This is a genomic window from Pseudomonas sp. Irchel 3H9 (assembly GCF_900187495.1).
Lineage (GTDB): Bacteria > Pseudomonadota > Gammaproteobacteria > Pseudomonadales > Pseudomonadaceae > Aquipseudomonas > Aquipseudomonas sivasensis.
Genome location: NZ_FYDK01000004.1, coordinates 1 through 21,998 on the forward strand (window position 1 = coordinate 1; position 21,998 = coordinate 21,998).

21 protein-coding genes and 1 pseudogene are annotated in these 21,998 nt (G+C 59.6%); 19 read left to right on the plus strand and 3 right to left on the minus strand.

What is annotated here, in order from left to right; translation table 11 throughout:
- Both CKW32_RS15240 and CKW32_RS15245 read left to right on the plus strand, forming a co-directional pair.
- Window positions 1–428: pseudogene (locus tag CKW32_RS15240) on the plus strand (L-arabinose ABC transporter permease AraH); the annotation flags it as partial.
- Between the two features lie 893 nt (window positions 429–1,321).
- On the plus strand, window positions 1,322–2,125 hold the full coding sequence (locus CKW32_RS15245) for an IclR family transcriptional regulator (protein WP_032887414.1): 804 nt from the start codon (window positions 1,322–1,324) through the stop codon (window positions 2,123–2,125).
- On the opposite strand, the gene CKW32_RS15250 is transcribed toward CKW32_RS15245, so the two are convergent.
- Window positions 2,126–3,178 (minus strand): NAD(P)-dependent alcohol dehydrogenase, encoded by a 1,053-nt coding sequence (locus CKW32_RS15250; RefSeq protein WP_095185322.1) that lies wholly within the window; start codon window positions 3,176–3,178, stop codon window positions 2,126–2,128. It abuts the gene before it with no gap.
- Between the two features lie 182 nt (window positions 3,179–3,360).
- On the opposite strand from CKW32_RS15250, the gene CKW32_RS15255 reads away from it, so the two are divergent.
- Window positions 3,361–4,254, plus strand: a complete 894-nt coding sequence (locus tag CKW32_RS15255; protein WP_032887418.1) for an AraC family transcriptional regulator — start codon at window positions 3,361–3,363, stop codon at window positions 4,252–4,254.
- Here CKW32_RS15255 and CKW32_RS15260 read toward each other — a convergent pair.
- Window positions 4,251–5,642 carry a PLP-dependent aminotransferase family protein gene (locus tag CKW32_RS15260; RefSeq protein WP_095185323.1) on the minus strand — a complete coding sequence of 464 codons (1,392 nt, stop codon included), beginning with the start codon at window positions 5,640–5,642 and terminating at the stop codon, window positions 4,251–4,253. The genes CKW32_RS15255 and CKW32_RS15260 overlap by 4 nt on opposite strands.
- Window positions 5,643–5,991: 349 nt before the next feature.
- Between CKW32_RS15260 and CKW32_RS15265 the strand changes: the two genes are divergently transcribed.
- The 5 genes from CKW32_RS15265 (at window position 5,992) to glyA (ending at window position 11,414) form a co-directional block, all read left to right on the plus strand.
- A complete protein-coding gene (locus tag CKW32_RS15265; RefSeq protein ID WP_032887422.1) occupies window positions 5,992–7,197 on the plus strand; it encodes a benzoate/H(+) symporter BenE family transporter in 1,206 nt (401 codons plus the stop codon).
- The gene (locus tag CKW32_RS15270) at window positions 7,194–8,366 is read left to right on the plus strand and encodes an FAD-binding oxidoreductase (protein WP_095185324.1); all 1,173 of its coding nucleotides are present in this window, start codon (window positions 7,194–7,196) and stop codon (window positions 8,364–8,366) included. Before CKW32_RS15265 ends, CKW32_RS15270 begins: the two co-directional genes overlap by 4 nt.
- 30 nt (window positions 8,367–8,396) lie before the next feature.
- Window positions 8,397–8,828 (plus strand): Rid family detoxifying hydrolase, encoded by a 432-nt coding sequence (locus tag CKW32_RS15275; protein WP_050442841.1) that lies wholly within the window; start codon window positions 8,397–8,399, stop codon window positions 8,826–8,828.
- Window positions 8,829–8,923: 95 nt separating this feature from the next.
- Complete coding sequence (gene thrC / locus CKW32_RS15280) at window positions 8,924–10,165, plus strand: threonine synthase (RefSeq protein ID WP_095185325.1); 1,242 nt, start codon at window positions 8,924–8,926, stop codon at window positions 10,163–10,165.
- A 10-nt stretch (window positions 10,166–10,175) separates the two neighbouring features.
- Window positions 10,176–11,414, plus strand: coding sequence for a serine hydroxymethyltransferase (glyA, locus tag CKW32_RS15285; RefSeq protein WP_095185326.1), 1,239 nt, complete (start codon window positions 10,176–10,178; stop codon window positions 11,412–11,414).
- A 58-nt stretch (window positions 11,415–11,472) separates the two neighbouring features.
- Here the strand turns inward: glyA and CKW32_RS15290 are convergent, their stop codons facing one another.
- On the minus strand, window positions 11,473–13,137 hold the full coding sequence (locus CKW32_RS15290) for an electron transfer flavoprotein-ubiquinone oxidoreductase (RefSeq protein WP_032887428.1): 1,665 nt from the start codon (window positions 13,135–13,137) through the stop codon (window positions 11,473–11,475).
- A 506-nt stretch (window positions 13,138–13,643) separates the two neighbouring features.
- On the opposite strand from CKW32_RS15290, the gene CKW32_RS15295 reads away from it, so the two are divergent.
- The 11 genes from CKW32_RS15295 to CKW32_RS15345 all read left to right on the plus strand — a co-directional run bounded on the left by CKW32_RS15295 (window position 13,644) and on the right by CKW32_RS15345 (window position 21,676).
- Complete coding sequence (locus tag CKW32_RS15295; RefSeq protein ID WP_032887429.1) at window positions 13,644–14,393, plus strand: electron transfer flavoprotein subunit beta/FixA family protein; 750 nt, start codon at window positions 13,644–13,646, stop codon at window positions 14,391–14,393.
- Window positions 14,394–14,395: 2 nt separating this feature from the next.
- Complete coding sequence (locus CKW32_RS15300; protein WP_027603632.1) at window positions 14,396–15,325, plus strand: electron transfer flavoprotein subunit alpha/FixB family protein; 930 nt, start codon at window positions 14,396–14,398, stop codon at window positions 15,323–15,325.
- A gap of 83 nt (window positions 15,326–15,408) precedes the next feature.
- Window positions 15,409–16,224 (plus strand): ABC transporter substrate-binding protein, encoded by an 816-nt coding sequence (locus CKW32_RS15305; RefSeq protein WP_032887431.1) that lies wholly within the window; start codon window positions 15,409–15,411, stop codon window positions 16,222–16,224.
- A gap of 9 nt (window positions 16,225–16,233) precedes the next feature.
- Window positions 16,234–16,596 carry a DUF4398 domain-containing protein gene (locus tag CKW32_RS15310; protein WP_095185327.1) on the plus strand — a complete coding sequence of 121 codons (363 nt, stop codon included), beginning with the start codon at window positions 16,234–16,236 and terminating at the stop codon, window positions 16,594–16,596.
- Window positions 16,593–17,408 carry an OmpA family protein gene (locus CKW32_RS15315; RefSeq protein ID WP_032887435.1) on the plus strand — a complete coding sequence of 272 codons (816 nt, stop codon included), beginning with the start codon at window positions 16,593–16,595 and terminating at the stop codon, window positions 17,406–17,408. The genes CKW32_RS15310 and CKW32_RS15315 overlap by 4 nt, the downstream gene beginning before the upstream one ends.
- A 272-nt stretch (window positions 17,409–17,680) precedes the next feature.
- Window positions 17,681–19,120: a PLP-dependent aminotransferase family protein gene (locus tag CKW32_RS15320; protein WP_032887437.1), complete on the plus strand. Its 1,440-nt coding sequence runs from the start codon at window positions 17,681–17,683 to the stop codon at window positions 19,118–19,120.
- 104 nt (window positions 19,121–19,224) lie between these two features.
- Window positions 19,225–19,716, plus strand: coding sequence for a translation initiation factor 2 (locus CKW32_RS15325; RefSeq protein ID WP_095185328.1), 492 nt, complete (start codon window positions 19,225–19,227; stop codon window positions 19,714–19,716).
- Between the two features lie 162 nt (window positions 19,717–19,878).
- Window positions 19,879–20,133, plus strand: coding sequence for a YkgJ family cysteine cluster protein (locus tag CKW32_RS15330; RefSeq protein ID WP_032887441.1), 255 nt, complete (start codon window positions 19,879–19,881; stop codon window positions 20,131–20,133).
- A gap of 41 nt (window positions 20,134–20,174) precedes the next feature.
- Window positions 20,175–20,780, plus strand: coding sequence for an START domain-containing protein (locus CKW32_RS15335; RefSeq protein WP_032887442.1), 606 nt, complete (start codon window positions 20,175–20,177; stop codon window positions 20,778–20,780).
- A 103-nt stretch (window positions 20,781–20,883) separates the two neighbouring features.
- Window positions 20,884–21,120 (plus strand): hypothetical protein, encoded by a 237-nt coding sequence (locus tag CKW32_RS15340; protein WP_032887444.1) that lies wholly within the window; start codon window positions 20,884–20,886, stop codon window positions 21,118–21,120.
- 214 nt (window positions 21,121–21,334) lie between these two features.
- A complete protein-coding gene (locus CKW32_RS15345; RefSeq protein WP_015885395.1) occupies window positions 21,335–21,676 on the plus strand; it encodes a ribonuclease E inhibitor RraB in 342 nt (113 codons plus the stop codon).
- Window positions 21,677–21,998 lie beyond the last annotated feature (322 nt).

Below are 21,998 nucleotides of genomic sequence, written 5' to 3' on the forward strand. Positions count from 1 at the left end.
TGTGCTTTGTGTTTTTCGGCTGGCTGCTGAACTACACCACCTACGGGCGCAACACCATGGCCATCGGCGGCAACCCGGAAGCGGCGTTGCTGGCAGGGGTGAACGTTGACCGCACCAAGATCCTGATTTTCGCCGTGCACGGCCTGATCGGCGCGTTGGCCGGGGTGATCCTCGCCTCGCGCATGACCTCAGGCCAGCCGATGATCGGGCAGGGTTTTGAGCTGACGGTGATCTCTGCGTGCGTGCTGGGCGGGGTGTCGTTGAGTGGTGGGATTGGCATGATCCGCCATGTGATCGCGGGGGTTTTGATCCTGGCGATCATTGAGAACGCGATGAACCTGAAGAACATCGACACGTTTTATCAATACGTAATCCGCGGTTCGATCCTGCTACTGGCGGTGGTCATCGACCGTATGAAACAGCGCTGATCCAGACCCTATGAAAGCCGAATGTGGGAGGGGGCTTGCTCCCGATAGCAGTGGGTCAGGTAATGAATATGTAGCTGACACACTGCAATCGGGAGCAAGCCCCCTCCCACAGTTTTAATCGGCGGAGAATTTGAACACGGTGTTCTGGTTGTAAGTTTGTCCTGGGTTCATCAATACGTGATCTGCGGTTTGATCCTGCTACTGGCGGTGGTCATCGACCGCATGAAACAACGCTGAACCCTCGCCATGTGAAGCCCAAAATGTGGGAGGGGGCTTGCTCCCGATAGCAGTGGGTCAGGTAATGAATATGTAGCTGACACACCGCCATCGGGAGCAAGCCCCCTCCCACAGTTTTAATCGGTGGAAAATTTGAATACGGTGTTCTGGTTGTAAGTTTGTATTGGGTTCATCAATGCGTGATCTGCGGTTTGATCCTGCTACTGGCGGTGGTCATCGACCGCATGAAACAACGCTGATCCAAACTCTATAAAGGCCAAATGTGGGAGGGGGCTTGCCCCCGATAGCAGTGGGTCAGGTAATGAATATGTAGCTGACACACCGCCATCGGGAGCAAGCCCCCTCCCACAGTTTTAATCGGCGGAGAATTTGAACACGGTGTTCTGGTTGTAAGTTTGTATTGGGTTCATCAATGCGTGATCTGCGGTTTGATCCTGCTACTGGCGGGGGGCATCGACCGCATGAAACAACGCTGATCCAAACCCTATGAAAGCCAAATGTGGGAGGGGGCTTGCCCCCGATAGCGGAGTGTCAGTTTGCACATTTGTCTCTGACACACCGCCATCGGGGGCAAGCCCCTCCCACCTATAGATCTCAACTGTATTGACGGGCGGTATTTGCCATAATGCCCGCGCTTTCATACTTATAGGCCCGATATGCAGGAAAACGCCCACACCCCCGTCAAAGACGCCGCCCCCACCGGCACCCAGACCTTGCTGCGTGGCCTGGGCGTGGTGCAGGCAGTGGCGGCCGGTGCGCGGGATCTGAAAGAGATCGCCAAGCGCATCGGCACCACTCGCAGCACCACCCACCGCCTGGCCAGTTGCCTGGTGGATGAGCGTTACCTGCGCGTAGTGCCGCAAGTCGGTTACCTGCTGGGTCCAAAGTTGATTGAACTGGGCTTCCAGGCACGGGAAGAGCTGCCATTGGTGACCCTGGCGGTGCCGTATCTGGACGAGTTGTCCGCGCTGACCGGTGACACCATCCACCTGGCGATTCGCGAATTTGACGACGTGCTGTACCTGCACAAGAACCCCGGCCGTAATGGCCCGGAAATGCGTTCACGGGTCGGCCATCGCATGCCGTTGGCGCGCACGGGCGTAGGCAAGGCAATGCTGCTGGATGACACGGTGCAAGAGTGGCAACGCTTGTACGAAACCAGCCTGCCGGCGGGAGGAAAAAACCTGCAGTGGCCGCAGCACCCGGAGCAATCCTGGGCACAGTTCGAGCAGCGTATGCATGAATATGTGGTGGGCGGTTATGCGTTCGATCTGGAAGACAACGAACCGTCGATCCGCTGCGTGGCGGCACCGGTGCGCGATGCGAGCCGGCGAATCGTCGCCGGCATCAGCATCGCCAGTACCGTGCCTTATATGCCGCTGGAGAAAATGGCCGAGCTGATCCCTGTCATCAAACAAGTCGCAGCGCGGCTTTCAGCGGAGTTGGGCGCGAAGGTCTGATCAGACCTTCAGGGTCGCCATGTCGATGACAAAGCGGTACTTCACATCACCGGCGATCATGCGGGCATAGGCCTCGTTGATCTGGCGGATGTCGAGCATTTCGATGTCGCAGGTGATGCCATGCTCGGCGCAGAAATCCAGGACTTCCTGGGTTTCGGCAATGCCACCGATCAGCGAACCGGCCAGTACCTTACGGCCCAACACCAGTTTGGCTGCATTCACCGGCGGGTCCACTGGCTCGATCAAACCGACCAGGATGTGCACGCCGTCAAAGCGCAGCACGTCGAGGTAGGGGTTGAGGTCGTGATGAACTGGGATGGTGTCCAGCAAGAAATCAAAATGCCCGGCAGCGGCTTTCATCTGCTCGGCGTCGGTGGACACGATCACGTGGTCGGCGCCCTGGCGACGGCCTTCTTCAGCCTTGCTCGCGGAGCGGGTGAACAGCGTGACTTCCGCGCCCATGGCCTTGGCGAACTTGATGCCCATATGGCCCAGACCGCCCATGCCCAGGATCCCGACTTTATCGCCGGCCTTTACGCCGTAGTGCTTGAGCGGCGAGTAAGTGGTAATGCCGGCGCACAGGATCGGCGCGGCGCTGGCCAGGTCGAGCTTGGCCGGAATCTTCACCACAAAGTGCTCGCTGACCACGATGCTGTCGGAGTAGCCGCCCATGGTGTTGCTGCCATCCACACGATCCGGCGTGGCGTAGGTCATGGTCGGGCCTTCGAGGCAGTATTGCTCCAGGTCCGATTTGCACGCTTCACAGTGACGGCACGAATCGACCATGCAGCCTACGCCGACGAGGTCGCCGACTTTATGCGCGGTAACGCTGGCGCCGACGGCAGTGACCTTGCCGACAATTTCGTGACCTGGCATCAGCGGGTACACAGCGATGCCCCATTCGTTGCGCGCCTGGTGGATGTCGGAGTGGCAGACGCCGCAGTACATAATCTCGATCGCCACGTCATCGGCGCGCGGGCTGCGGCGTTCAAACGACATGGGGGCGAGGGGAGTGGTGGCCGACTGGGCGGCATAACCGATGGCGGTATACATGGTGAAACCTCGCAAAAAGCAGTGACAAGTGAGGCGGGCCATTCTCCCCATCGACCGTCGAGGCGGCCATGGCGATTGCTCCGAGTCTCATGCCTATTCGTCCGGGAGTGCCCCTTGTTTGGATTTATGTGCCGCCAGACCTGCGATGATGCTCTCATCCCTTTTTCGCGAAGTTTTTTGCCATGTTGTTGACCCGCCATCTCGACGCCAACGCCACGTTGGTTTCCCTGATTGAGGGGCTCACGCCCTGTGACGGTTTTTCCCCTACCCATCTGCCCGGTGTGAAGGTGCTGCGCGCCAGTTGCGACGTGGCGCGCGGACCGCAGATCTATGAGCCGAGCCTGATGTTCGTGGCCCAAGGCAGCAAACTCGCTTATCTGGGGCCGCGGACCCTGGAGTATGGCGCTGGGCATTACTTGATCCAGGCGATGCCCGTGCCGTTCGAGTGCGAGACATTCGCCATGGCGCCCGGAGCACCGCTGTTGGGTGTGTCGGTGGGTATCGACCGTGTGGTGTTGGGGGAGTTGGTGATGGCCATGGGCATGCAGGCTGGGCCGCCACCGACCCCGCAAACCCTGGAGTCGATGAGTTCGGTGGTGCTGGATGACGCCATGCGCGGTTGCGTCGAACGGCTGTTGCAGTGCCTGCACGATCCGCTGGAAAGCCGGATCATGGGTCCAGCGCGGGTGCGCGAATTGTTGTTCACCGCGCTGCGCGGGCCGCAGGCGGATGTGCTGCGTGCGTTGGTAGAGCAACAGGGGCAATTCTCGCGGATTGCTACGTCGTTGAGTCACCTGCATGCCCATTTCGCCGAGCCGCTCAATATCGAGACGTTAGCCGGGTATGCGCACATGAGTGCGTCGACCTTCCATGAGCACTTCAAGCGCTGCACCTTGCTGTCGCCGGTGCAGTACCTCAAGCGTCTGCGCCTGCTCAAGGCCCAGCAATTGCTGCTGGTGGAAGGCATGGGCGTAGCCCAGGCGGCGCACAACGTGGGTTACCAGAGCACGTCGCAGTTCAGTCGCGAATACAAGCGCTACTTCGAGCGCAACCCGGGGGAAGAGCGCGCGGCTTAGTAGTAACGTCGCGGGTCAGAATCGATCAGGCTGGCCAACTTGGTCAGGGCGAAGCGCAGCTCGTCCTGACTGGTGGGCGACATCAGTACCAGCCGTACACTGCGCGTCACCCCGGAACGTTCGGCCTGGAACTGAGTGCCACTGAGCACCAACACCCCATTGGCCCGCGCCAGCATGGTGAATTCGTCGCTGGTCCAGGGCTCGGGCAGCGTCAGCCAGACATGGTAGGAGTACGGCTGGGTCTTGAGTTCGTAATTGGCGAAGATCTCCTGGGCAATCGCTTGGCGCCCGGCGGCTTCGTTGCGCTGGATACGGATCAGTTTTTTGTCCAGGCCTTCGGTGACGACATTGCTGGCCAGTTGCGCAGTCAGTGGCGACGGCATCCACACGCTGCTGCGGACCATCGACGTCAAGCGTGACAGTAGTTTTGGCGGGCTATACAGGTAGCCGATGCGCAGCGCAGGCATCACCGACTTCGACAGGCTGGTCAGGTACACCGAACGGTCCGGGGCGAACGCCGACAGCGGTTTGATTGACGGGTCGGTGGCGAGAAAACCGTAGATGTCATCGTCGAGAATGATGAAGTCGAACTCTTCGGCCAGCGCCGCGATTTGCGCCCGACGCTTTTGCGACATGATCGCCGCCGTCGGGTTCTGGCAGGTTGCCACGCAGACCAGCATCGCCGGTTTTTCGCGCTGGCACAGTTCGCGCAGTGCTTCGGGGATGATGCCTTCGTCATCCATCGGCACGCCCCGCAGACGGCGCTCCAGGCCGTGGGCCAGGGAAATGATGCCGGGGTAGCAAAGCGCTTCGCAGAGCACCAGGTCGCCGGCGTTGGTCAGGGCGCTCATGGCCACCATCAAGCCATGCTGGGCCCCGGCGGTGATGATCACTTGCTGCCACTGCGCATCGGGCAACGAATGCCGCAACCACTGTGCACCCGCCTCGCGATGAGCCGGGTGGCCGCCATCGGGTGCGTAGTCCAGGGCGCGCGCGAAATCGGTGCTCTTGGCCATGCTCACCAATGCATCGCGCAGCCAGTATTCCAGGGTTTCGCTGTAGGGCTTGATGATCGATAGATCGAGCAGTTCGGACTGCCCAAGATTCAAGGGTACGGACGCACTGTTACTCGCCGGCAGTTCCAACTGCTTTTGATTGAGCACATACGTGCCGCGCCCCACTTCACCCTGCACCAAGCGACGCCGCTGGGCTTCGCTGTACGCGCGGCTGATGGTGCCCGGCGTGACATTCAGCGTCGTGGCCAGCTCCCGCAGGGTCGGCAGGCGATCGCCTTCGTTCAATACGCCGTTGCCGATATCGCGTGCCAACGCATCGGCAATCGACAAATACATCGGCTGGCCGAATTCGCTTAGCTGGGGAACCCACATGAATGATCACTGCCCATCGTAGAAATGATGAATATCCGAGCATATCACATGGAGGTTAGGCAACTAATAAATCGACACAATTGGCGAATTGATTCGATTGATCCCGTGATTGAATCGATATTGATCGCTAGGTTCAGATATTTTTTGGTTTTTTAATCGCCTTATAAATCAAATAATTAAATGCGTAATGGCTTGAAAACAGGCACGTATAGCAAAAAAACATCCCGTAACAACCTCGCCAGCTATTGAATCAACTCAATTCCTTCAAATACACTCATCTCGAATCGAAGCAATCGACTCAATCTTCCCCTGTTCACTGCCCGGCCCCGCCGCGCCAAGTCGAGACATCATGGACACACTCAGAAAGGATCTATCCCTGTCAGCCGTCATCGCGGGCTTTATTGCCGTGATCATTTCTTATGCCGGCCCGTTGATCATCGTGTTTCAGGCGGCCAAGGAAGCGCACCTGCCCAATGACGTAGTGTCTTCGTGGATCTGGGCGATTTCCATCGGCAGCGGCATCACTGGCCTGTTCCTCAGCTGGCGCCTACGGGTTCCGGTGATTACCGCGTGGTCCACACCTGGCGCGGCATTGCTCGTCTCGATGCTGCCGACGGTGACGCTGCCACAGGCCATCGGTGCCTATGTGGTGGCGTCGGTGATCATTGCCGTGGTGGGGTTGTCCGGCGCATTCGACAAGTTGATGAGTCGACTGCCCAAGGCCATCGCCGCTGCCATGCTTGCCGGCATTCTGTTCCGCTTCGGCGCCGAGCTGTTTACCTCGATCAAGCTGCAACCCGCGCTGGTATTGTCGATGATCGCGGCCTACCTGATCTTCAAACGCCTGTCGCCGCGCTACGCAATTCTTTCGGTGTTGATTATCGGCTGTGCAGTCGCCGCCTCGTTTGGAGAGTTGAACAGCACGGCAATCACCATCGCTGTGGCGCACCCGGTGTTTATCGCGCCGGAGTGGAGTTGGCACGCCATCATCAACATCGGCCTGCCGTTGGCGCTGGTGACACTGACCGGGCAGTACGTGCCGGGCATGGCAGTGTTGCGCACTTCGGGCTACAACACCCCGGCGCGCTCGATCATTTCGGTGACGGCGATCGGTTCGGTGCTGATGGCACCGTTCGGTTCCCACGGCTTCAACCTCGCCGCGATCACCGCTGCCATCTGCACCGGCCGCGAAGCCCACGAGGACCGCGACAAACGCTACATCGCCGGGATCGCCTGCGGGGTGTTCTACATCCTGATGGGCACCTTCGGCGCGACCCTGGCTTCGGTGTTTTCCGCCTTGCCTAAAGAGTTGATTGCGTCCCTCGCCGGGTTGGCCCTGTTCGGTGCGATCAGCGCCGGGCTGACCGGTGCCATGGCCGACGAGAAGCAACGGGAAGCCGCGTTGATCACCTTCCTGGTCACCGCCTCGGGCATGAGTTTCCTCGGCTTGGCCGCGGCGTTCTGGGGGTTGATCTTCGGTCTCGTCGCCCACTTCGTGCTGACCTACACCCGAGAAAGCAAGGCCATCGCGATGGCTGAGGGCAGCCGTCCATGACCGCACGTTACGATTTCATAGTGGTGGGCGGTGGCATCGCTGGCGTGTCGGCGGCGTATGAGCTGGCGGCCCACGGCAGCGTTTGCCTGCTGGAGCAGGAGCAGCAACTGGCCTATCACACCACTGGCCGTTCGGCGGCGATCTCCATGGAAAGCTACGGCAACCAGCAGATCCGCTCGCTGACCTGCGCTTCCCGAGGCTTTTTCGAGAACCCGCCCGAAGGCCTGGCCGAACACCCATTGTGGTCGCCACGCGGTGCCTTGATCGTGGCGCAAGCGCAGCGGGTGGACAAACTGGCTGCGCGGTTCACCGCAGTGCTCGGGCAAGTGCCCACGGCAAAGTTCCTCGACGACAAACAGGTGCTCGAACTGGTGCCCTACCTGGCCGAAGGCGCCTGGAGCGCAGGCATCTATGAGCCCAGCGCGTTCGACCTGGATGTGCACGGCATTCATGGCGCCTACCTCGGCGGCCTGCGGGGGCGCGGCGGTGTGGTCAAGCGCGAAGCCGAAGTGGTGCGCGGCGAACACCGCAACGATCACTGGACCTTGCACACCGCTGACGGCCAACGGTTGGAGGCGGCGATCGTGGTCAACGCCGCCGGTGCCTGGGCTGATGAGTTTGCCCAGCGTTGCGGGGTGCCCAAGGTTGGTGTGCGGCCGCTGCGCCGCACGGTGCTGGCGGTGGATCCGCAGTGCGACGTGCACCACACGCCGTACCTGGGCACGGTGGACGAAGACATTTTCATCAAGCCGGAAGCCGGGCGCCTGATCGTCTCGCCCTGCGATGAAAACCCGTCGCTGCCCTGTGACGCGCTGCCTGACGAGCTGGACCTGGCGATCACCATGGACCGTCTGCAAAGCACTACGCGCCTGCGTCCACGCTCGATCATCAACAAGTGGGCAGGCCTGCGTACCTTTGTTGCCGACCGGTCCCCGGTGCTCGGCCAGGATCCGCAACACGAGAGCTTTATCTGGCTAGCCGCCCTCGGTGGCTACGGTATTCAAGCCGCGCCAGCCATTGCCCGGCTGTGCAGTCACGCGGCGTTGGGCATCGCCATGCCGACCGATCTGGCGGCGCTGCAACTCAACTACCAGCATTTCTCCCCGGCGCGTTGTCGCGACGAGGCGTTTTCCAGCCTGGCCGTCAAACAGGTTGCCGATTTGCACTAACCCTCCACCCACTTCACAAGGAACGTCACCATGCAGACCAACGCTCAACACCAGTCCGTCGCCAAGCCTTTCCTGGGCGAAGAAAACGTGATCTTCACCGACAAGGCGCCGCTGCCCCTGGGCACGTATTCCCAAGGGATCAAGGTCAGTCACGGGCAAACCATCTACCTGTCGGCACAGACTCCCGTCTCGGCGCTGAACAACGAGGTGCTGGCCAAGGACTTCGAAGGCCAGTTGCGTCAGACCCTGGACAATCTGCAGCAAATGGCCGAGGCCGCAGGCGGCACTTTGGCGAACGTGGTCAAGGTCACGGCGTTCATCACGGACTTGAGCGAGTTCCCGACCCTCAACCGGGTGATGGAGGAGTACTTCACCCAGCCATACCCGGCGCGCACCACTGCCGGGGCCAGCGCCCTGGCGCGCAATACCCTGGTCGCCATCGACGCCATCATGGTGGTCTGAAGCCCACTCTCTGCGTGCAGTGCCCGTCGGTCCGGGGCAGTGGACCGACGTCGGCAGCAAAAGCACCCGCACCGCGTATTTTCAGGGGGTTGGTCATGAAACATTCGTACAGCGAGTATGTGTTGCAGTGCCTGGTCTGCGATCGCAGCTACCAGCCGCATGAGGTCAGCTACTACTGCCCTCATTGCAAAACCGACGGTGCCCTCGATGCGCTTTACGATTATTCGACGCTCAAGCGCGAATGGTCCAGGGACACCCTGGTCCATGATCACGCCCGAGGCATGTGGCGTTATGACCGGCTGATGCCATTGCGTTCGACGCAGTTCATCCCGCCGCTGCTGGTGGGGAACACGCCGCTGTATTCGCGCCCGGAACTGCTCGGTAGGGGCGCGCGGATCAAGGTCTATATCAAAGATGAATCGCGCCAGCCCACCGGCTCGCTGAAAGACCGCGCCAGCGCCCTGGCGGTGGCCCATGCCATGCAGTCCGGTGCATGCACCGTGGCGGTGGCCAGTACCGGCAACGCCGCCTCGGCCCTGGCCGGGATGAGTGCAAGCCTGGGCCTGCATAACGTGATTTACCTGCCCAAAAGTGCGCCCCGCGAGAAGCTCGCTCAGATGCAAGGCTATGGCGCCGAGATTGTACTGGTCGATGGCCAGTACGACGAAGCCTTCGAACAATGCCTCAACGCCTGTGAAACCCACGGTTGGTACAACCGCACCACCGGGATCAACTCGTACATGAGCGAAGGCAAGAAAACCGTGGCCTTCGAGATGTGCGAGCAACTCAATTGGCAGGTGCCGGACCTGGTGTTCGTGCCGGTCGGTAATGGCTGCATTCTGGGCTCGGTCTACAAGGGGTTCTTCGACCTGCTGCAAATGGGCTGGATCGAGCGTATTCCACGGCTAATCGGCGTCCAGGCCGAGCACAGCAACTTTATGTACCGGGCCTGGCGCAGTGACCGGCCGATGCAGCAGATTGAACGCATTGCCCCCACCAGCCTGGCCAGCAGCATCAATGTGGCCTTGCCGCGCGACCGTCTCAAAGCCATGCGCGCCGTGACGGCCAGCGGCGGCGAGTTCATTTGCGTCAGCGATCCGAGCATTGTCGCGGCGGCTTCCCGCTTGGCCGCCAGCACCGGTGTGTTTCCCGAGGCCGGCGCGGCGAGTGCCTTCGCCGGGCTGCTCAAGTACGCCGAAGCACACCCCGACACTCCGCAGACCGCCGTGATCCTGATCACCGGCAGCGGTTTGAAAGACACCTCCATTTTTCTCTCCAACTCGACCAGGGGCCAGACACGGGTGCAATCCCAGCCCCTGGCCGACCTGCTGACCTAGGAATCCCACCATGAGCCTGCAAAATTTCGACCCCGCCATTGCCCGCCTGATCGACCGTGAACGCAATCGTCAGGAAACCCACCTGGAGCTGATCGCTTCAGAAAACTATGTGAGCGACGAAGTGCTCCAGGCCCAGGGCTCGGTGCTCACCAACAAGTACGCTGAAGGTTATCCGGGCAAGCGGTATTACGGTGGTTGCAAGGTCGTCGACGAGATCGAAAACCTGGCCATCGAACGCGCCCGCAAACTGTTCAATTGTGAATACGTCAACGTTCAGCCGCACTCCGGGTCGCAGGCCAACCAGGCGGTGTTTCTCGCGGTGCTGGAACCCGGCGATACCATTCTGGGGATGTCCCTGGCTCATGGTGGTCACCTGACCCATGGCGCATCGGTGAATTTCTCGGGCAAGTTCTACCAGGCGTTTTCCTACGGCCTGGACCCTGACACCGAGACCCTGGACTACGCCGAAATGGAAGCCCTGGCCCGGCAGCACAAACCGAAGATGATCATCGCCGGGGCCTCCGCCTATTCGCGCACCCTGGACTTCCAGCGCTTTCGCACGATCTGCGATGAGGTGGGCGCCTACTTGATGGTGGACATGGCGCATTACGCCGGTTTGATCGCGGCGGGCGTGTACCCGTCGCCGGTCGGCATTGCCGACTTCATCACCTCGACCACTCATAAAACCCTGCGTGGCCCGCGTGGCGGCTTGATCCTGGCCAAGGCGCAATACGCGGCGTTGCTCGATAAGACGATTTTTCCGGTCTACCAGGGCGGCCCGCTGATGCATGTCATCGCAGCCAAGGCTGTGGCGTTCAACGAGGCGCTTAGTGATGGGTTCAAGCATTACCAGCAACGGGTGATCGACAACGCCCGCACCATGGCCGACGTCCTCACTCGCCGTGGTTTGCGTGTGGTGTCGGGAGGCACCGATTGCCATATGTTCCTGCTTGATCTGCGCGCGATGAACATCACTGGCAAGGATGCCGAAGCGTTGCTGGAGAGTGCGCACATCACCTTGAACAAGAATGCGATTCCCAACGACCCGCAAAAACCGGCGATCACCAGCGGCATTCGCATCGGTACGCCGGCGCTGACCACACGGGGCTTTGGGGAGGCGGAGTGTGCTGAAGTGGCAAACCTGATCGCCGACCTGCTGGAGCAGCCGAACAACGCGACACTGCTGGAGAACACTCGGCGCCGGGTGATGCACCTGTGCGAGTGCTTTCCGGTTTATCTGCTGAGCTGACGCAAACAAAAAAGCCAACGCTTTTGGGCGTTGGCTTTTTGTGTTTCAGGCAATCGTCTTACATGTTCGGGTAAGTCGGTCCACCTGCGCCTTCCGGCGTGACCCACGTGATGTTCTGCGAAGGGTCCTTGATGTCACAGGTCTTGCAGTGCACGCAGTTCTGGGCGTTGATCTGGAAGCGCTTCTCGCCGTCTTCCTTGGTGATCACTTCATACACACCGGCCGGGCAGTAGCGCTGTGCCGGTTCATCGTAGAGCGGCAGGTTGGTGCCGATCGGGATGCTCGGGTCTTTCAGCTTCAAGTGGCACGGCTGCTCTTCTTCATGGTTGGTACCAGAGATGAACACCGAACTCAGCTTATCGAAGCTCAGCTTGCCGTCTGGCTTGGGGTAGTCAATCTTCGTGCTGTCTTTGGCCAGCTTCAGGCAGGCGTAGTCCGGCTTGGTGTCGTGCAAGGTGAACGGCATCTTGCCGCCGAGGATGTTCTGGTCGAACCAGTTGAAGCCCGCACCGAGGATCGGGCCGAACTTGTGCATCGCCGGGCCGAAGTTGCGGGTGGCGAACAGTTCTTCGTAGAGCCAGCTGGCTTTGAAGCTGTCGACGTAATTGGTCAGTTCATCACCGCCTTCGGACTCTGCCAGCAGGCGCTCGGCCACGGCGTCGGCGGCGAGCATGCCGGACTTCATGGCGGTGTGGCTGCCTTTGATCTTGGCCACGTTCATGGTGCCCAGGTCGCAGCCGATCAAAGCGCCGCCCTTGAAGACCATTTTCGGCAACGAGTTGATGCCGCCCTTGGCCAGGGCGCGAGCGCCGTAGCTGATGCGCTTGCCGCCTTCCAGGTACTGTGCGAGCACCGGGTGATGCTTGAGGCGCTGGAACTCATCGAACGGCGACAGGAAAGCGTTGCTGTAGGACAGGTCGACGATCAGGCCCACGACCACCTGGTTGTTTTCCAGGTGATAAAGGAAGGAGCCGCCAGTGTTCTCGTTGCTCATGATGTCCAGCGGCCAACCGGCGGTGTGGACCACCAGGCCTGGCTGGTGCTTGGCCGGGTCGATTTCCCAGATTTCCTTGAGACCAATGCCGTAGTGCTGGGCGTCGGCGTCGCTGTCCAGGTTGAAGCGCTGGATCAACTGCTTGCCGATATGCCCGCGGCAGCCTTCGGCGAACAACGTGTACTTGCCACGCAGTTCCATGCCTGGGGTGTACACGCCTTCTTTAGGATTGCCTTCGCGGTCGACGCCGAGGTCACCGGTGATGATCCCGCGCACCACGCCGTTCTCGTCGAACAGTGCTTCCTGGGCGGCGAAACCTGGGTAGACTTCCACGCCCAGATTCTCGGCCTGCTGGGCGAGCCAGCGGCACAGGTTGCCGAGGGAGATGATGTAGTTGCCTTCGTTGTGCATGGTCTTGGGCACGAAGAAGTCAGGCACTTTGGTGGAAGCTTCGGGGCTGCGCAGTACATAGATGTCATCGCGCACCACAGGTGTGTTGAGCGGGGCGCCGAGTTCTTTCCAGTCCGGGAACAGTTCGTTCAGGGCCCGTGGTTCAAACACGGCACCGGAGAGGATGTGTGCGCCGACTTCGGAGCCTTTCTCGACCACGCAGACGCTGATTTCCTTACCGGCTTCGGCGGCCTTCTGCTTCAGTCGGCAGGCGGCGGACAGGCCAGCCGGGCCAGCGCCGACGATGACCACGTCGAATTCCATGTATTCGCGTTCCACAGGCTATCTCCTACTCAAGGCTCAACAGGCTTTTTTTCTAATGGGTGGAGGTTCGGTGTCGTCTTGCGGCAACGGCAAGACCCACCTTTCTCTCTAGGTGGCGCATTATATATAGACCACTGTCAGCGTCCAATACAAACGTTTGTTTGAATTGCCCGCAGGCTAGGAAAATCAAAGCAACGCGGCTTATGACTGGCCATTTTGCCGTATTGACCAGAATAGGCGTTCCGGTCAATATACGGTCGGTTTTGCGCTTACCGTAGGCAGACAGCAGGTTTCAAGAGCACGTCCAAAAGCGAAACAGGTGACGCGCGCCTAAACACCGGCGCGCAGTTTACACGCCGCGATAAAGAATGACCTCTCAGTCACCACTGACGAACGGTCGTCATTTCCCGTGAGCAAGGTCATTTGCCCAGGTTTTTGGAGGTGCCCTTGTGTGCCGATGAGCATCAACCGCCAGGTTCGCCTAGGCGACTTTCTTTTCACCGGAGAGTAACGAGGAATCCATGAAGGTTCTTGTAGCTGTCAAACGCGTTGTCGATTACAACGTGAAAGTTCGCGTCAAGGCGGACAATTCCGGCGTCGATCTTGCTAACGTCAAGATGTCGATGAACCCTTTCTGTGAAATCGCTGTGGAAGAAGCCGTACGCCTGAAAGAGAAAGGCGTAGCGACTGAAATCGTCGTGGTTTCCATCGGTCCTACCACTGCTCAAGAGCAGCTGCGTACCGCCCTGGCACTGGGCGCTGACCGCGCTATCCTGGTCGAATCCGCTGAAGACCTGACCTCCCTGGCCGTTGCCAAGCTGCTCAAGGCTGTTGTCGACAAGGAACAGCCTCAGCTGGTGATCCTCGGCAAACAGGCCATCGACAGCGACAACAACCAGACTGGCCAGATGTTGGCTGCACTGACCGGTTACGGCCAGGGCACCTTCGCCTCGAAAGTCGAAGTAAGCGGCGACAGCGTTGCCGTGACCCGCGAAATCGACGGCGGCGCACAGACGGTTTCCCTGAAACTGCCGGCCATCGTCACCACCGACCTGCGTTTGAACGAGCCGCGCTACGCGTCCCTGCCAAACATCATGAAAGCCAAGAAGAAGCCTCTCGAAGTGCTGACTCCGGACGCTTTGGGCGTTTCCACCGCCTCCACCAACAAGACCGTCAAAGTTGAAGCGCCGGCTGCACGCAGCGCGGGCATCAAGGTCAAGTCGGTGGCTGAACTGGTCGAGAAACTGAAAAACGAAGCGAAGGTAATCTAACCATGACTATCTTGGTAATCGCAGAACACGACAACAAAGTGCTGGCCCCGGCCACGCTGAACACTGTTGCTGCTGCCGCCAAAATCGGTGGCGACATCCACGTGCTGGTAGCAGGCCAAGGCGCTGGCGCCGTGGCTGAAGCCGCAGCCAAAGTGGCTGGCGTGAGCAAAGTACTGCTGGCCGACAACGCCGCTTACGCTCACCAACTGCCGGAAAACGTCGCTCCACTGGTTGCAGAGCTGGGCGCTGGCTACAGCCATATCCTGGCTGCCGCTACCTCCAACGGCAAAAACATCCTGCCACGCGTTGCCGCGCAGTTGGACGTTGACCAGATCTCCGAGATCATCTCGGTTGAAAGCGCCGATACCTTCAAGCGCCCGATCTACGCCGGTAACGCCATTGCCACCGTGCAATCGACTGCTGCCGTCAAAGTCATCACCGTGCGTGCCACCGGTTTCGATCCGGTTGCTGCTGAAGGTGGTTCGGCTGCCGTTGAAGCCGTCTCCGCTGCCCACGACGCTGGCACTTCAAGCTTTGTTGGCGAAGAGCTGGCCAAGTCGGACCGTCCTGAGCTGACCGCTGCCAAGATCGTCGTATCCGGCGGTCGTGGCATGCAGAACGGTGACAACTTCAAGCACCTGTACGCCCTGGCCGACAAGCTGGGTGCTGCGGTTGGCGCTTCCCGCGCCGCCGTCGACGCAGGTTTCGTACCCAACGACATGCAGGTCGGCCAGACCGGCAAGATCGTGGCGCCACAGCTGTACATTGCCGTCGGTATCTCCGGCGCGATCCAGCACTTGGCCGGTATGAAAGACTCCAAAGTGATCGTTGCGATCAACAAGGACGAAGAAGCACCGATCTTCCAGGTGGCTGATTACGGCCTGGTAGCGGACTTGTTCGAAGCCGTACCTGAGTTGGAGAAGCTGGTCTAATCCAGCCGCTTCACTTATAAAGAGCCCGGTCTTGCGACCGGGCTTTTTTTTGTCCGGCCTTTTTGAATATCGGAGAAACCGCCATGGAATTGCGTCCCTGGGCACTATTGCTGGGCCTGTCGCTGCTGCCGAGCCTGACCTTGGCCGCTGGCAAATGTGAGCGCCTGGTGATCACCGGCAGCCCTGACGCACCGCCCTTGTTATGGCGCGACCCCCAAGACCCCACGCACCTGATCGGCGCCACCGCCGACGTGCTCCAGCAAGTGGCAAAGGACCTAGGGTTGAAAATCGACCTGCTTTACGGCGGCAAGCGTTCCCAGGCCTTGGATGAGGTGCGCAGCGGCCGTATGGATATATTCGCCGATACGCCGCTAAACCTCGGCGAGCTGGAAAATCTTGATTACATCCACCCGGCGTTGGTGCAGACCGATTATCTCGTCTGGACGCGCAAAGACTCGGCACTGGTCTACACCACAGCTGCCGACCTGCACGGGCACAAGGGTGCAGTATCGGAGCGTTCCCGTTTTAGTGCCGGATTCGAAACCTTCGCCGGTGAGCAACTGACCTTACAGCGCCTGCCGACGTTGACTCCGGCATTCCAGAAACTGCTGCTGGGGGAGGTGGAGTACGTGCTGGCGGGACGTTATTCCGCAATGGCCATGGCTCAGACACTGGGCATGAGCAACGACCTGATCGCCCGCGATGTTCCGATCGATCAGCCGGGGCTGTACCTGGCTATTTCCCACAACTCGGCCTGCAATGATCCGTGGTTGCGCGGACAGCTCACCAAAAAGATGACAGAATTGCCCGGGTCTGGTGTGACGGAAGCCGCGCTGCAGCGCAATCTGGAGCGTTGGAAAGCGCAATTGCAACAACCCGTCGGCACCCCAACAAAGTAGGGATTTTCAGTGACTCTTCGACCTTTTTTCGCGGCCCTCGCCGTTGTCGCTCTGGCGGGATGTGCGGCCGATCCTGCGCCGAATGAACAAATTCGCCTCACCCAGCAAGCCCTGGAGCAAGCCAACGCGGTGGGTGCCAGCGCCGATGAATCCCCTGAACTGAAGCTGGCCGAAGACAAATTCGCCCAGGCCAAGGCCGAAATGGCCGACCAATCCTACAAAGACGCGCGCATGCAGGCCGAACAGGCCGAGTTGGACGCGCGCCTGGCCGAAGCCCAGGTGCTGACTCGCAAGAGCCAGGAACAACTGAACGTGCTTAACACCCGCATCACGCGCTTGCGCAAGCAATTGCAGTTAGGGGAAGCCCAATGAGTCGGATGATCCGTGGAGTGGGTTTTACCGTGCTGCTGGGCAGTGCGGTGCTGGGCGGTTGCGCCAGTCACCCGAATGGCGAGCAAGCCTTGCAACAGGCCGGCAGCGACTTCCAGAAGGTTAAGGAAGACGCCAACGTGCTGCGCATCGCGCCTAAAGACGTGATTCGCGCCGGTGAATCCCTGGCGCGGGCTGACCGCTTGTCCAGCTACTGGGGCAGCGGCGCCGACGTGGTGCATTACGCTTACCTGAGCCAGCGCTACAGTGCCATCGCCCGTGAACACACCGAGCAGGCACTCAACGAGGAACGCGCCGCCAAGCTCGAACTGGAACGCCAGCGCCTGCAACTGGCCCTGCGTGAAAGCAAGCTGATCAGCGTGCAGCAACAGGGCAAATGGCTGGAAGAACAGATAGCCAGCCTGACCACCACCCAGACCGATCGTGGCCTGGTGATGACCTTGGGCGATGTGCTGTTCGATACCGGCGAAGCGGAGTTGAAGAACTCGGCCAACCGCACCGTGCTGAAAATCGTGCAGTTCCTGCAATTGAACCCCAAGCGCGTAGTGCGCATTGAGGGTTACGCCGACAACACCGGCGGCCAGCAGGAAAACCTCAAACTGTCCCGTGACCGCGCGCAATCGGTGGCCGATGTGTTGGTGGATCTGGGAATCGATGAAAAGCGTATCCAGGTAGAAGGCTATGGTGACCAATACCCGGTGGAAGCCAACGCCTCCGAACGAGGTCGCGCGCAGAACCGTCGGGTCGAGATTGTGTTTTCCGACGAGAAAGGCCAACTGGGCGCCGCTCGCTAAAGTCTTGTACCGATCAAAACTGTGGGAGGGGGCTTGCCCCCGATGACGGAATATCAGTCACCGAAAAGGCTGACTGAACCACCGCAATCGGGAGCCAGACCCCTCCCACAGTTTTTTCGTATACACCTGAAAATTCTATCCGACACCCTTACAGTTTTTACTGTCACTCCCGCGCGCGCTCGACTATTGTGGCAACTGTCCCCGTACACTTTCAAACTGTGCCGGTATGTTTCACACAAAAATAAAATACCCGTGAAATCGAGTGCTGCGTCATGACCAATCTGTTGCTTTACCAACGTATCGCCCAGCAACTGGCTGAGGACATCCGACGCGGTGTCTATCAACCGGGTGAGCGCGTGCCCTCGGTGCGCAAGATGAGCTCCCAGCTCAATGTGAGCCACGCCACGGTATTGCAGGCTTACGCCAACCTGGAAGACCAGGGGCTGATCCGGGCGCGGCCGCAGTCCGGCTACTACGTGCACCAGACGCCAGCGCTCACGGCGCCGACACCGGACATCGCACGGGTCGAGCGCCCGGGGTTGGTTACGCGCAGCAGCATCATTCAGCAGGTTTTGGGCGAATCGCGCCGCGAAGGCGTGTTCCCGCTGGGCGCCGCCGTGCCGAGTGTCGACTACTTGCCGGTGCGGGCGCTCCACCAGCAGTTGGCCAAGGTCACGCGGTTCCAGAGCCCGCGCGCGTTCAGTTATATGTTCAGCCCAGGTTTCGAGCCGCTGCGCCGCCAAGTGGCGATCCGCATGCGCGATGCGGGCGTTGTGGTTGACCCGTCCGAAGTAGTCATCACCCACGGTTGTGTCGATGCATTGCAGATGTCTTTGCGCGTGCTGACGCGCCCCGGCGACTTGATCGCGGCTGAATCACCGACGTATTACGGCTTGCTGCAACTGGCCGACTTGCTGGGCCTTAAAGTCATTGAGATCCCCAGTGATCCGTCCACCGGCATGAGCCTGGAGGCCCTGCAACTGGCAGCCAACCAATGGTCGATCAAGGCCCTGGTGCTGACCACGCGCCTGAGCAACCCCTTGGGCGGCACCATGCCCGAGGAGCGGCAGAAACAGTTGCTGCGCCTGGCGTCGGATTTCGATATCCAGATTGTCGAGGACGATATCTACGGCGAGTTGATGTTCGAAATCGGTCGCACCAAGGCCCTCAAGGCCTACGACCGCCTGGACCGGGTGATCTATTGCTCAAGCTTCTCCAAGACGTTGTCTCCGGGCGTGCGTATCGGCTGGATGATCGCCGGTAAGTACCAGCAGGAAATTCAGCGCCTGCAGATGTTCAGTACCCATTCGGCATGCAGCGTCACTCAGATGGGCGTGGCGGCGTACTTGGAGAACGGCGGCTACGACCGGCATCTGCGCTACATCCGCCAGGAATACCGCAAGAATCTCAGCGCCTTCCAACTGGCAGTGCAGCAGTATTTTCCCGAAGGCACCCAGATGACCCGTCCGACCGGCGGTTTTATCCTGTGGGTCAGTTTGCCCGGACGCGTCAATACCCAGGAACTGCACGTGCGCGCCCTGCAACAGGGCATCAGCATCGCGCCGGGGTTGATCTTCAGTAACACCGAGCAGTTCAACCACTGTATTCGCCTTAACTGCGGCACCCCGTGGAACCGCGAGGCAGAGCGGGCGCTGATGACGTTGGGGATGCTGGCCAGCCAGTTGTGTCAGGAAACCGCGGCAGGATTTTGAGGCGCTGAAAGGGGACAACTCCGATAGCTGGCTAATCACCGCCCTTGTCATGGCGCGCACAACAAGCGAGCATATGGCCCTCTGCCGTTAATGCTGTAGGCGATATGACCTCGATTGTTCGTGCTGTTTTGGTGATTGGCCTGTTAAGCCTGTGCAACGTCAGCACAGTGCTGGCGGCGGCACCTGTGACTGAAAACAAGCCTGCTGCCACTACCGAGCAGAACGCTCCGGCAAAGAAACCAAGCCCCGCCAAGCAAGCCTCCGTTACGAAGAAACAAGCCGCCACGGCGAAAAAGCGTGTAGCGAAGGCGAAAAAGTCCAAGTCAGCCCAGGAAGTGGCACAGACCAAGCTGCCACCGGCACAGTTGGATCTGTCGCTGCCGTCGGACATGGTCAGGCACCTGCAGCCCCTCGGCACCATGCCCAAGCCCCAGAGCGTGCCGTTGCTGCCGCCAATGTTTGGCGAAAAGCCCACCGACAACAGTGCCTTCCAGATCAATGGCCGTCTGCTCAGCAATGAGATGAAGCTACAACTGCGGAACGAAGAGCGCCGTGACGTGGAAGGTGCCGCGCTGGAATTCGAGTTCAAGCAATAAACGTTTCCCATAGACGTGACGCAGGCCAATGACCATCTGTCGCAGACTGGTCAGTCATGTTTTTTTTATGCGAAAAACCCCTGTTAGACCATTTTAAAACGGCTGTTTAAGGGCGTACTCTAGCCCGGCCATCCCTATTGAGTCGTCGAGGACCTGCTGGTCATGAATTGCCGTGAAGGCTGTGGCGCTTGCTGCATCGCTCCCTCCATCAGTTCGCCATTACCCGGAATGCCCCATGGCAAACCGGCGGGCGAACGCTGCCTGCACCTGTCGGTCGAACAGCTGTGCCAACTGTTCGGCCAACCGGAACGCCCGGCGGTGTGCAGTGATTTCAAGGCGGATATCGATGTCTGCGGCACCGACCAAGCCGACGCGATCCGGTTGATCGGCTGGTGGGAGCAGATGACGGCGGCTTGATGGGCTTTACTATCGGAACTTCAACAATAAGGAATACAACAATGGGTTCGCTGAAACGAATGGCTGTGCTGTGCGGGTTTACGGTGTTGTTCGCTGCCACTGCCCAGGCTGAGGATTGGCAAGTCGCGAAGGATGAGGACGGTATCAAGATTTCCCTGAGCGAAATCGCCGGCTCCAAGTACAAGGCGTATCGCGGTGTGACCGTGATCAAGGCCCCTGTCGCCAAGATCCAGGCCCTGCAGGAAGATGTGGCAGGCGCCTGTTCATGGATTCATGAGTGCAAATCCCAGAAGCTGGTGGACAAGAAAGGCGATGAGGCCTGGACTTACACCCAGTTCAAGGCGCCGTTCCCGGTGACCGATCGCGATTCGTATATCCATGTCACCACCACCAAGGACGCCGATGGCAGCGTGACCCGCAAGTTGCAGGGCGTGCCTACGTACAAGCCTGAAGAGAAAGGTTACGTGCGTGTTGCCCAGGTTGAGGGTTTCTGGAAGCTGGTGCCTAAAGGCGCCAATGAAACCGAAGTCACTTATCAGGTTCACACCGAGCCAGGCGGCAGCGTGCCTTCGTGGTTGGCGAACAAGTTTGTGGTGGACGCGCCGTTCAACACTTTGAAAGCCTTGAAAGAACACGCTGAAAAATAAGTGCAGTTGATCAGGTGTCTCCGGACTTGAGCGGAACGTTTTCCGGGCCCTCAAGGTCCAGATAGTTGTAAGCCCAAACACGGGTTTTATCGAGGAGGCACCGATGCAAAAGTGGCAGATTACCTTCGTTGATGATCACGGCGTCCAGTCCGTGGAGCAGTTCACCTGCGACCAAAAGCCCAGCCTCGAAGATGCGGCACACATGATTCGCAACAAGTTGGTCCCCGTCGCAGCAGAACTCGACCTCAATGACCTGGAGGGCCGCAAGCCCGAGCCTACGGTCAAGATCCTGAAAGACCAGAACAGTATCCAGATCCTCGATATCTCGCCCGCCGTCTGAACATTCCCGCTATGCCATCCATGCGCCTCTGGTGGAGGTGATAGCTTCGCGCTACTCTGCAAGTGAGATCAGCGAATGAATCGCTAAGGTCTGGTCTTGTCAGCTACATGCTTGTTTTCCTGCGGTGATGTTATTGCCGTGGTGCCCGCGCCAGCAGCGCGCGGGGCTTTGGGAAGCACGGAAAGTCTATCCATCAGTTTGAGGAGGACGTTTCATGAGCACAGCCTATCAAGAAGACATCAGCACCAACGTTCTGCGCCGCATGAAAGAGGGCGGCTTCGACTTTTCACGCTTCCACCCCATCGAGTTCTACGCCATTTTCCCGGATGAGGAACGGGCGCGCAGGGCTGCGGGTGAGTTTCGTGGAGAATCACTGAATGCCCAGGTCAGCGCGCGCGACGATGGCGCCTGGTACCTGGAACTGAGCAAAATCATGTTCGCCACCTACGACGGCATAGGAGACTTCGAGCAGGACTTTGAGGCGGTGGTCGAGCCGCTGGGCGGGATCATCGAAGGATGGGGCGTCAAGCAGGAGGTGCGTGGGTTACCCATGTAGCGCAATTGTATGAGTAACGCAGCGTATCGGCTGACCTTAGGGTCGGCCGATTTTGTATGGGTTGCGAGAAAATTCCTGGAACTTGCGCTGCCTTTTCGTGCACCAAAAAAAAAGCCATCCTAAAAGGATGGCTGAAAGGGAAGACCGTAGGAGTCAGTCAGTACACGAGCTGTCACGGTACCGAGTGTGCAAGGGGTAAAGCTGTAGGAAAGATCCTGTTCAGCTGATGGAGGCGATTATCCGCACCCTTCGTCCGGCAGTGAAATCAACTCTGGCTATGCTGTTGATAGTCAAAGCCTGCATTGCGATGAAGCGTGCAGCA

Coding starts and splice junctions, on each gene's coding strand:
- CKW32_RS15335 (WP_032887442.1), top strand. CDS start 20,175: ATGGGTTCGCTGAAACGAATGGCTGTGCTGTGCGGGTTTACGGTGTTG.
- CKW32_RS15315 (WP_032887435.1), top strand. CDS start 16,593: ATGAGTCGGATGATCCGTGGAGTGGGTTTTACCGTGCTGCTGGGCAGT.
- CKW32_RS15330 (WP_032887441.1), top strand. CDS start 19,879: ATGAATTGCCGTGAAGGCTGTGGCGCTTGCTGCATCGCTCCCTCCATC.
- CKW32_RS15325 (WP_095185328.1), top strand. CDS start 19,225: ATGACCTCGATTGTTCGTGCTGTTTTGGTGATTGGCCTGTTAAGCCTG.
- CKW32_RS15265 (WP_032887422.1), top strand. CDS start 5,992: ATGGACACACTCAGAAAGGATCTATCCCTGTCAGCCGTCATCGCGGGC.
- CKW32_RS15245 (WP_032887414.1), top strand. CDS start 1,322: ATGCAGGAAAACGCCCACACCCCCGTCAAAGACGCCGCCCCCACCGGC.
- CKW32_RS15340 (WP_032887444.1), top strand. CDS start 20,884: ATGCAAAAGTGGCAGATTACCTTCGTTGATGATCACGGCGTCCAGTCC.
- CKW32_RS15295 (WP_032887429.1), top strand. CDS start 13,644: ATGAAGGTTCTTGTAGCTGTCAAACGCGTTGTCGATTACAACGTGAAA.
- CKW32_RS15260 (WP_095185323.1), bottom strand. CDS start 5,642: ATGTGGGTTCCCCAGCTAAGCGAATTCGGCCAGCCGATGTATTTGTCG.
- CKW32_RS15305 (WP_032887431.1), top strand. CDS start 15,409: ATGGAATTGCGTCCCTGGGCACTATTGCTGGGCCTGTCGCTGCTGCCG.
- CKW32_RS15300 (WP_027603632.1), top strand. CDS start 14,396: ATGACTATCTTGGTAATCGCAGAACACGACAACAAAGTGCTGGCCCCG.
- thrC (WP_095185325.1), top strand. CDS start 8,924: ATGAAACATTCGTACAGCGAGTATGTGTTGCAGTGCCTGGTCTGCGAT.
- CKW32_RS15320 (WP_032887437.1), top strand. CDS start 17,681: ATGACCAATCTGTTGCTTTACCAACGTATCGCCCAGCAACTGGCTGAG.
- CKW32_RS15275 (WP_050442841.1), top strand. CDS start 8,397: ATGCAGACCAACGCTCAACACCAGTCCGTCGCCAAGCCTTTCCTGGGC.
- CKW32_RS15255 (WP_032887418.1), top strand. CDS start 3,361: ATGTTGTTGACCCGCCATCTCGACGCCAACGCCACGTTGGTTTCCCTG.
- CKW32_RS15270 (WP_095185324.1), top strand. CDS start 7,194: ATGACCGCACGTTACGATTTCATAGTGGTGGGCGGTGGCATCGCTGGC.
- CKW32_RS15250 (WP_095185322.1), bottom strand. CDS start 3,178: ATGTATACCGCCATCGGTTATGCCGCCCAGTCGGCCACCACTCCCCTC.
- glyA (WP_095185326.1), top strand. CDS start 10,176: ATGAGCCTGCAAAATTTCGACCCCGCCATTGCCCGCCTGATCGACCGT.
- CKW32_RS15345 (WP_015885395.1), top strand. CDS start 21,335: ATGAGCACAGCCTATCAAGAAGACATCAGCACCAACGTTCTGCGCCGC.